The sequence below is a fragment of the Gemella haemolysans genome, assembly GCF_901873445.1.
Classification (GTDB): domain Bacteria; phylum Bacillota; class Bacilli; order Staphylococcales; family Gemellaceae; genus Gemella; species Gemella haemolysans_C.
The window spans coordinates 50,162-60,872 of the sequence record NZ_CABFLN010000001.1 but is presented as its reverse complement, the minus strand read 5'-3'; the positions used below and the strand labels follow the sequence as shown (position 1 = coordinate 60,872).

2 protein-coding genes are annotated in these 10,711 nt (G+C 36.1%); both read left to right on the top strand.

The window, feature by feature from the left end:
• A partial coding sequence (locus JX287_RS00265; RefSeq protein ID WP_204641243.1) for a transposase occupies positions 1 to 450 on the top strand: 450 nt, incomplete at its 5' end.
• Positions 451 to 722: 272 nt separating this feature from the next.
• Complete coding sequence (locus tag JX287_RS00260; RefSeq protein ID WP_204641242.1) at positions 723 to 10,226, top strand: Rib/alpha-like domain-containing protein; 9,504 nt, start codon at positions 723 to 725, stop codon at positions 10,224 to 10,226.
• Positions 10,227 to 10,711 lie beyond the last annotated feature (485 nt).

Sequence of the window (10,711 nt, the reverse complement as noted above, 5' to 3'; positions counted from 1 at the left end):
TCTACTAATACTGTATTAAGAATACAGTCTGATCTATCTAAAACTCTAGAAAGACCTAAAACTTTACCTTATTATATGTGTTTTGATGAAGTTTCTTCTACTTCTGATAGTATAAGTAAAATGAGCTTCATATATGCAGATGCACTAACTCATAAAATACAAAATATACTTCAGGGAAGAACCAATAAGATTATTAAAGACTACTTCCTATATTATTCTTATCAAGAACGTTGTAAAGTTAAAGCGGTAGTTATTGATATGAATTCAGGTTATAAAAGTATCATTAGAAAATTTTTCCCTAATGCGAAAATAGTAATCGATAGATTTCATATTGTTCAGTTAGTTAATAGAACCTTTAGTAACTTTAAAGCTAAAATATTTCTTGTATTCAGCTTATTTACACCTTATAAAGCTGGTAAGAAACCTAGATATTCTAAAGAAGAGTGTTAAGCTATTTTCACTGAAAAGAAAAAAATAAGATTAAAATGGAAAAACAGGAAAAAGTTATACTATTTAATATAGAATAGTTTCCTCCTAATTTTCAAAATAAACCGAATTTGACAAAGAATTTTTATTTCTTATTTTACATAACTTAAAGTAAATTTTAAGTTATGCAAGTATAATAGAAAATTGGAATATAATAGTTGACGTAAACATATTATAAATACTTATAGTATTGGATTGTTTTTATTTTAATAAGTGTTAAGGAAGGAGAAACGAAAGTGATAGGAAAAAATAATAAATATTTAAGGGACACAAGAAGTGGAGTAAAAGTTGAAAGTTACTCTATTAAAAAGTTTAAAGTAGGGGCGGCTTCGGTTGTAATTGGTGCTAGTATCTTCTTTGGAGCTGCTGGGGTAGCTAATGCAGGAGAAGTTGTAGAAAAAAATACTGAAGTAGCAGTTTCGCCTGGTAAAGAGGAAGCGAAACCTGCTAAAAAAGAGGAGTTAGCCACTCGAAATACTCCCGCTGTAAACAACAATGCTAATACTGGAAAAATAGTAGAAAAGCAAGCATTAGATAAAACAAAATTACAAACTAATATTGAAAAAGTAGAAGAACTTTTAGAAAAAATTAATAAAGATAAAGCACCTGCTTCTACTTTAGCGGCTATTAAAATTGATTTAGAAAATGCGAAGAATGCATTAAATAATAACGAGCTAACACAAGTTGAAGTTGATGTATTAGCTAAAAAACTAAGTGAAAAAATTACGGTATTATCTTCAATACCTAAGATTGGCGCTCCTAAAAAAGAGTTAAAAGAAGGGGAAAATACGATTGCTAATAGTGGCTCTCGTGACTTGCGTAATGGGAATAAGAATGAAGTAGGTTCTGATTTTAGATCTGCACCAATTGATGATAAAACTAGCCGAGGAAATCTTGGAATTGTTGTAGCGAACTCTGGATTTATTACAGGATATGCCACACCATCTTCAACAATTGAGATTAAGAGAAATGGTATAACTGTGCTTACTTCTAAACTTGATGATACAGGAACATTCAAATTAAATGCCAAAGGTATCGAAGTTGGAGATAATGTTGAGTTAGTTGTTAATGGAAAGAGTGTTTATACTACCAGAGTAAGTCCGGCAGATACAGTGGCTTTCAATGATAGTTTAGCAGGAATTGCTCAAGTTGACGGATATACAGCGGCAGAAGCTGATGTTGAGGTAACTGTTGGTGGAAAAACTTTTAAAACTAAATCACAAACAAATGGATACTTCACGATTAATGTTGATACGAACTTGATGGTAAAAGATGCAGTTGTTATGAGTGTTATCAAAAAGAATGGTCAAGTAGTTGGTCGTGGAACAAGTACAGTTCGTGAAACAAAAGTAACTGACTTCGGGGTTGGTTGGAATAAAAACCCAATGATTAACTACTCAGAGCGTGATGTATATTCACCAGATACGAAGCAATATGCTTTCGTAAGTAAAGGAACAGCTGATCAAGCTTATGACAACATTCGTGTTTACCGTGAAGAACGTATCGAAAAAGATGGGAATAAATATTACTACTGGATCTTAGATTCAGGTCCAAGACCAAATGGACTGGCTGGTATTTCTAAAAAAATCTCACTTGCGATTCCACGTACGGTTGGAGATCCTTATGAATTTACTTATACAAAATACCAAGATGGAAAACAGACTTTCCACAAGAAGTATGATAGCGCATCAGCATGGGAGTATGAAAACTCAGCTTATCGTGCTTATGTTAAAAATGGAGTTCCTCGTTCAGGAGCAACTTACGGAGAAAATATTGATGCTTGGATGGATTATATAAATCCGTCTAATAATTGGAGATGGAATATTTATCGTAACTCTAGTGATGGTACTGATCGTAATCCAGATGCTGCTTCTCGTGTTACTGATATGTTGGGGATTTATAAAAATCGCCTTGACTATAATCTTGTTCGAGGTGTTATAGAAGACAAAATGAACGTAGTTGCAGGGCAACGTTCAATTATCACTTTCAAGACGAAAATTCTTGAAGGAGATGACCTAAACAATAGTATTATGTCGGATTGGGGAGATAAAAACACCAATAGCCCTATGCTTGATGAAATAAAAAAACGTCTAGCCAATGACCCATTCCTTGCTTTTGGAGGGTATACAGGTGGTGGACGTATACGTTATAGAAATGGTGAAAATGCCATTATCGGGGTATTACCACTTAAGCCAGAGGAAGCAAAAAAATACGACTTAAAACCAAAATCTAAGCCACAAACGACTAAAGTAGGCGTTATTCCAGATGCTTTCAATAGTATTGCAAATCCGGATGAGTTGCCAAAGGGTACAACTTATCGTTGGTTTAAAGACCCGGATGTATCAAAAGCGACAGCGCCAGGTGCACCTGTGTATGGTAAAGTGGAAGTGATTATTCCAGAACGTGGAACATTTATTGTAGATGCACCTATTCATGTTACAGAGGATAAAGTAAAAACACCAGAAGCTCCATTAGCAACAGCAAAAGAAGATGGATCTGTAACAGCCAAACCACAAGATTCAACGAAAGTAGATAAAATCAAAGTTAGCTACACAGGAGAAGATGGTTCGAAAAAGACTGCTGAAGGAATTAAAGGTGGAAATGGAACGTGGACTGTTACGGGTAATCCAGAAGTCAAAATCGATGCAAATACAGGAGAAATCACAATCCCAGCTGATAAAGTAAAAGATAATACAGAAGTAACAGCAGTAACAACAAATGGAAACAGTGATGAATCAACTCCAGCAAAAGCAACTGCAAAAGCACCAAAACCTGAAAAACCAATCGTAACTGCACCAAATACTGGTGTTGTAACAGCAAAACCAAAAGATCCAGCAAAAGCAGATAAAATTACGGTTACTTATACAGGAGAAGACGGGTCAAAAGTAACAGTAGTAGGTAATAAAGGAAATGATGGCACATGGACTATTGAGAACAATCCAGGTGTAACTATTGATTCTAAAACTGGTGAAATCACTATTCCGGCTGATAAAGTCAAAGACAATACAGAAGTAACAGCTATCACAAAAAATGGAAATAGTGTTGACTCAGACCCAGCTAAAGCAGTCGCAAGATTTCCAAAGCCTGAAAAACCAACAGTAGTAGCAAAAGAGGATGGATCTGTAACAGCAAAACCACAAGATCCAACCAAAGCAGACAAAATTACGGTTACTTACACAGGAGAAGATGGTTCACCAAAAACAGTAGTGGGAACGAAAGATCCGTTTAATCAATGGATTTCAAGTGATCCAGAAATCAAAATCAATGCAGACACAGGTGAAATTACAATCCCTGCTGAAAAAGTAAAAAATGAAACAGATGTAACAGCTATAACAAAAAATGGAACAAGTGACGATTCAGAACCGACAACAGATAAAGCGAAAACACCAGATAATGAATCACCAGTTTTAACTCTAACACCTAGTACTGTAACGGTAGTAGAAGGAGAAACTGTAACATTTACAGTGACGGCAAGAGATGACAAAAATGTTACTTTTGATATGAATGATTTTCTAAGTAAATATTTTAATAGATATACTTTAGGGGCAGTGACGGCTAGTTATGTAAAAGATACACCTATATTGAAAGAAGTTAAGTTTACAATTAAAACTGTAGCAGAAGATGTTGGTAAACAAAATACAATTATATTTAACGCAAAAGACGATTCAGGTAACAAAGCTAATCCGGTGATTTTCTCATTTGTTGTAACACCACGTGATAAGACAGCACCAACTATTTCAGCGGATGGAGCAACAGTTACAAGTCGTGAGGAAATTACGCCAATTCCAGTAACAGCTAAAGATAACGATGGCGGAGTTGGAATGCGTGAAAATACTCCAATCGAAGTAACAGGCTTACCAGATGGATTAAGATTCGAAGATGGTCAAATCGTAGGAACTCCAACTGGAACACCTGGAACTGCAAAAGTAACGATTAAAGCTTATGATAAAAATGATAATAAGGCTGAAAAAATTATTGAAATTGTAGTCAAAGGGCAAAATGACAAGTATAACCCAGTAGGAATAAATCGAACAGTTCCTAAAAATTCAAAACCTGATGCGGCAGACAGTATAGGAAATAAACAAGACCTTCCGCAAGGAACAAAATATACTTGGTTAACTACACCGGATACAAGCAAAGGCGGGCAAACTGTTTCTGCAATTGTTGTGGTAGAATATCCAGACAAAACAAGAGATCATGTTAGTGTGAATATTAGTGTACCTATGAATTTAACAGCAGAAGTTACGAAACCAAATGAAGTTTTGGAGAAACGTGCAGTTGACTCTAAAAAAGTTGTCACACCAAATAAAAAGGGTTCAACGATTGCAACACCAGATGAAGTGAATGGATTAAGAGTTGGTAATGACGGGAACTTAACAGGAATACCAAAAGTAGAAATTTGGGGCAAAGACGAAGAAAAACGTGCTATCACAATTCCGGTAAAAGTTACAAATGGAACTGAAGAAATCACAGTAAGCGTACCAGTTACAATTCTACGTGATACAGATGGCGATGGGAAACCAGACACTACAGATCCAGATGACGATAATGATGGAATTACGGATGAGGAAGAAAAGAAAAATGGAACAGATCCGAAAACTCCTGACACACCAGGAAATAAAACAACATATGGTCTAACAGGAGTAGTGAAACCATCTACCGTTACTGAGAATACAGATGTTGATATACCAGAAGTAGTAAAACCAAATAAAGAAAACTCAACGATAGAAACACCAGCTGAAGTAAATGGCTTGAGAGTTGATAACAATGGTAAATTAACAGGAAGACCAACAGTAGGTAAATGGGGTGAAGGTGAAGAAGAACGTGATATTACTATCCCAGTAAAAGTTAAGAAGGATTCGGAAGAAGTTAACGTAAGTGTACCGGTTAAAATCCAACGTGATACAGATGGCGATGGAACACCAGATGTGACAGACCCAGATGATGACAACGATGGAATTTCAGATGAAGATGAAAAGAGAAATGGAACAGATCCAAAAGTAGCGAATGGTCTGACAGGGATCGTTACAGCTCCAGCTAAAGTGAAAGAGAAAACTCCAGTACCGACACCTTTACCAAAAGTTGTAACACCGAATAAATCGGATGCAACAATTGAACCATCAACTCCAGAAAAAGGTTTAACCGTTAATGGAGAAGGTAAATTAGAAGGAACACCGACCGTAAAAGATTGGGTTGGCGGAGAAGAGGAACGTAATATCGCCATTCCTGTTAAAATTACGAGAGAAAAAGATGGTAAAAAAGAAGAAGCTACGGTATATGTTCCAGTGACAATTCAACGTGATACAGACGGAGATGGAACTCCGGATGTTGACGATTTAGATGATGATAACGATGGAATCTCAGATGAAGATGAAAAGAATAATGGAACAGATCCAAAAGCTTTTGATGATCTAACAGTAGCAGTTACAAAACCGAATGTAGTGATGGAGAAAAAAGAAGTCACTCCAAAAGAAGTTGTTACACCAAATAAAAAAGGAGCAACAATTACAACTACTACAACAGATAATTCAGGAAAAGTGAACGGTCTGACTGTTAATGGAGAAGGTAAATTAACAGGAACTCCAACAGTGGAAAATTGGGGCAATGATGAAGAAAAAACTATCAATATTCCAGTTAAAGTTACGAAAAAAGTAGAAAAATTCACTGAAAATGGTAAAGAAGAAGTAACGGAAGAAAAAGACGTAACAGTTCCAGTCACAATTCAACGTGATACAGATGGAGATGGAACACCAGATGTTTTAGATACAGATGATGACAATGATGGAATTCCAGATGATGTAGAGAAGAGTAATGGAACAAATCCAAAAATTCCTGACAATCTAACAGCAACAGTTGCGAAACCTGAAAAAGTTAAAGAGAAAAAACCAGTTACTCCAACAAAAGTTGTAACACCAAATATTCCAAATTCAACAATTACAACAGATGCTCCAAATGGATCGGTGAATGGCTTAAAAGTTAACAATGATGGTAACCTAGAAGGAACACCGACAGTAGATAATTGGAAAAAAGATGAAGAAGAACGTAATATCTTAATTCCGGTTAAAGTCAAAAATGGTGATAAAGAAACTATAGTAAAAGTTCCAGTTACAATCCAACGTGATACAGATAATGATGGAATCCCAGATGTTGAGGATCTAGATGATGATAATGATGGAATTCCAGATACTGTAGAGGATAAAAATGGGACAGATCCAAAAGCTGCAAATGAATTAGAAGTAGTAGTTACAAATCCAGACAAAGTGAAGGAGAAAACTCCAGTTACTCCAACAAAAGTTGTAACACCGAATAAAGAAGGTTCAACGATTGTAACAAATACTCCAGATGGTTCAGGACAAGTGAACGGTCTAAAAGTCAATGATAAAGGTGAACTAGAAGGAACTCCAACAGTAAATAATTGGGGTAAAGATGAAGAAGAACGCCCTATCGACATTCCGGTTAAAGTTACTAAAGTTGTAGAAAAATTCACAGAAAATGGTAAACAAGAAGTACCGGAAGTAAAAGAAGTAACAGTAAGAGTAACAATCCAACGTGATACAGACGGAGATGGAGAGCCAGATGTTACAGATAAAGATGATGATAACGATGGAATTCCAGATGAAGTTGAAAAAGCGAATGGAACAGATCCGAAAAATGCAAACAACCTAACTGCAAAAGTCTCAGATCCAACTAAAGTTACAGAGAAGACACCAGTTCCTTCAACATTACCGAAAGTTGTAACACCGAATAAAGACGGTTCAACAATTACAACAGAAAACCCAGTAAATGGATTAAGTGTTGATAAAGATGGTAAATTAACAGGAACACCGAGCGTAACTAATTGGGGTAGTGATGAAGAACTTAAAGTCAACATTCCAGTTAAAGTTAAGAATGGTGATGAGGAAATTCGAGTAGAAGTTCCAGTTATTATTCAACGTGATACAGATGGAGATGGAGATCCAGATGTTACAGATAAAGATGATGATAATGATGGAATTTCAGATGAGGAAGAAAAGAAAAACGGAACAGATCCAAAAGTTGCTACAACACAAACTCCTGTGGAAATAAATATTACGCGTGAGAAAAATGGGGATGCAATTGTTACACCGAAAAAACCAGACGGGAAACCGTACCCTAAAGATACGAAGGTAGAAATTCCAGGTGAAAATGGAACAGCAATAGTAGTAACGATAGGAGATAATGGCTCAGGAACTGTACCAAATGACAACCTTCCAAAAGAAGCGGAAATAGGTCGAGGAACAGTAACCGAACCAAATAAAGAACCATCAAAACCAGTAGACGTAACAACACCAGCTCGCAAGACACCAACGGTAGAGTTGACTCAAAATCCAAGCACTGGAGATGTGACAGTAACACCTAAGAAAATAGATGGAACACCATATCCGGAAAATACTAAGGTAGAAATTCCAGGAAAAGATGGAAAAACGATTGAAGTAACAATCGGAAAAAATGGTTCAGGAACAGTTGCAAATGGTGATTTACCAGAAAGAGATGTACCTGGAACAGCTATCATTACAGAACCAAATAAAAAACCATCGCAACCAGTGGATATTACAACACCAGCTAAAAAGGTGCCAACACTGCAATTAGATCAAGATCCAAAAACTGGAGATGTGACAGTAACACCGAAAAAACCAGATGGAACAACATATCCACCAGGAACGAAGGTAGAAATTCCAGGTAAAAATGGAAATCCAATCACTGTAACAATTGGAAAAGATGGTACAGGAAAAGTTCCTAATAATGATTTACCAGAAACAGATACTCCAGGAACAGGTAAGATTAAAGAAGATGGCAAACCAGAGGTAGAGATTAAGGTAGAAACACCGAAAAAAATTGATCCTAATGCACCAGAAACAGCACAAGTAGGTACAATTGAAATTACAAGAAAACCAAATGGAGATGCGATTGTAACACCTAAGAAATCAGATGGAACAAACTATCCTAAAGATACTAAGGTGAAAATTCCAGGAGAAAATGGAACAAGCATCGTAGTAACGATAGGAGAAAATGGTTCAGGCGAAGTACCGAATGACCAACTTCCAAAATATGAAGTATCAGGAAAAGGAACAGTAACAGAACCGAATAAAAAACCATCACAACCAGTGGCTGTAACAACACCAGCTCGCAAGACACCAACAGTGGAAATGGAACAAAATCCAAATACTGGAGATGTAACAGTAACACCTAAGAAACCAGATGGAACACCATATCCAGAAAATACTAAGGTAGAAATTCCAGGAAGAGATGGGAAAACTATTGAAGTAACAATTGGAAAAGATGGAAAAGGTACAGTTCCAAATAATGATTTACCTGATGAAGATACTCCAGGAACAGGTAAGATTACAGAACCAGGAAAACCAGCAGAGGATGTTAAGGTAGAAACACCGAAAAAAATCAATCCAAATAGCCCAGCAACAGAACAACCAACTAAAATTGAAATTACAACTGACGAAAAAACAGGTGATGCAAAAGTTACACCTAAGAAATCAGATGAAACACCGTATCCACCAGGAACTAAGGTGAAAATCCCAGGAGAAAACGGTACAACAATAGTCGTGACAATCGGGAAAGATGGTTTTGGCACAGTTCCGAATGACAAACTTCCAAAACAAGATATTCCAGGAAAAGGAACAGTAACAGAGCCGGGAGCTAGACCATCTAAACCGGTGGATGTAATTACACCAGCTCGTAAGAAACCAACAGTTGAGTTGAATCAGGACCCTGAGACTGGAGATGTAACAGTAACACCTAAGAAACCGGATGGAACAACATACCCACCGGGAACTAAGGTGGAAATCCCAGGTAAAAACGGAAATTCAATCACTGTAACAATAGGAGAAGACGGAAAAGGTAAAGTTCCAAATAATGACTTACCAGATGGAGAAGTACCAGGAACAGGTAAGATTACAGAACCAGGTAAACCAACAGAAGTAGTTCAAGTGAAAACACCGAAAAAATTAGATCCAAACGCATTACGAACAGAACAACCAGGTAAGATTGAAATTACAAGAAAACCAAATGGAGATGCTGTAGTAACACCTAAGAAACCAGATGGGTCAATATACCCACCAGGAACTAAAGTAGTTATTCCAGGTGATAATAATACTCCAATCGAAGTTATTATTGGGGATAATGGTTCAGGAACAGTTCCAAATGATAAACTTCCAAAAGGTGAAGTAGAAGGTAAAGGAATAGTAACAGAACCGAATAAAAAACCATCTAAACCAGTAGATGTAACAACGCCAGCCCGTAAGACACCAACAGTAGAATTAGATCAAGATCCAAATACAGGGGATGTCACAGTAACACCTAAGAAACCAGATGGGTCAACATACCCACCAGGAACTAAGGTAGAAATTCCAGGTAAGAACGGAAACACAATTACTGTAATAATTGGACAAGACGGAAAAGGTAAAGTACCAAATAGTGACTTACCAGATGGTGAAGTTCCAGGAACAGCTAAGATTACAGAACCAGGTAAACCAACAGAAGAAGTTCCAGTGGTAACAACACCAGCGAAGATTAGAACATCTGAAAAAGGAGAGCCACAATCACAAAAATCATCAGATAACAAAGAAAATTCAATAGCTAATAAATCTACAAAACGATTAGCAAATACTGGTGAATCTGGAACAAATACAGGTTTAGCAGGATTAGGATTAGCTATGTTAGGAAGTCTATTAGTGGTTGCTAAAAGACGTAGAGAAGATGAGGAATAAATTATACAAAAGATATAAATTTTAAATTTTTTCAAATAATTCTTTGTTAATACATAATAAATTCGGGGTATGGAGAAATCCAGCACCGAATTTGGGTTCTTTGTCAAGTACGGTTGATTTTGAAAATTAGGAGGAAGCTATGCTATATATATTAAGTAGTATAGCTTTTTTCCTATTTTTTCGTTTTAATCTTATTTCTTTATTTTTAGTGAGAATAGCTTAACACTCTTCTTTAGAATATCTAAGTTTCCCATTAATCTCTGAGGGTGTAAATAAGCTGAATACAAGAAAGTATTCTAGCTTTAGTAATTTCAGACCATGCATTTTAATTATGTCTAGATTATTTGTTTATGAGTATAAAAATAATGTCAAACTTAATGAAAGTAAGAAAAAATTTAAGCAACAAAATGCTGCCTAGATTTCTAACATGATTTTTTCCCATGCTCTGAACTTGACAAAGAGTCATAATAAATAGCCCTCTAAAA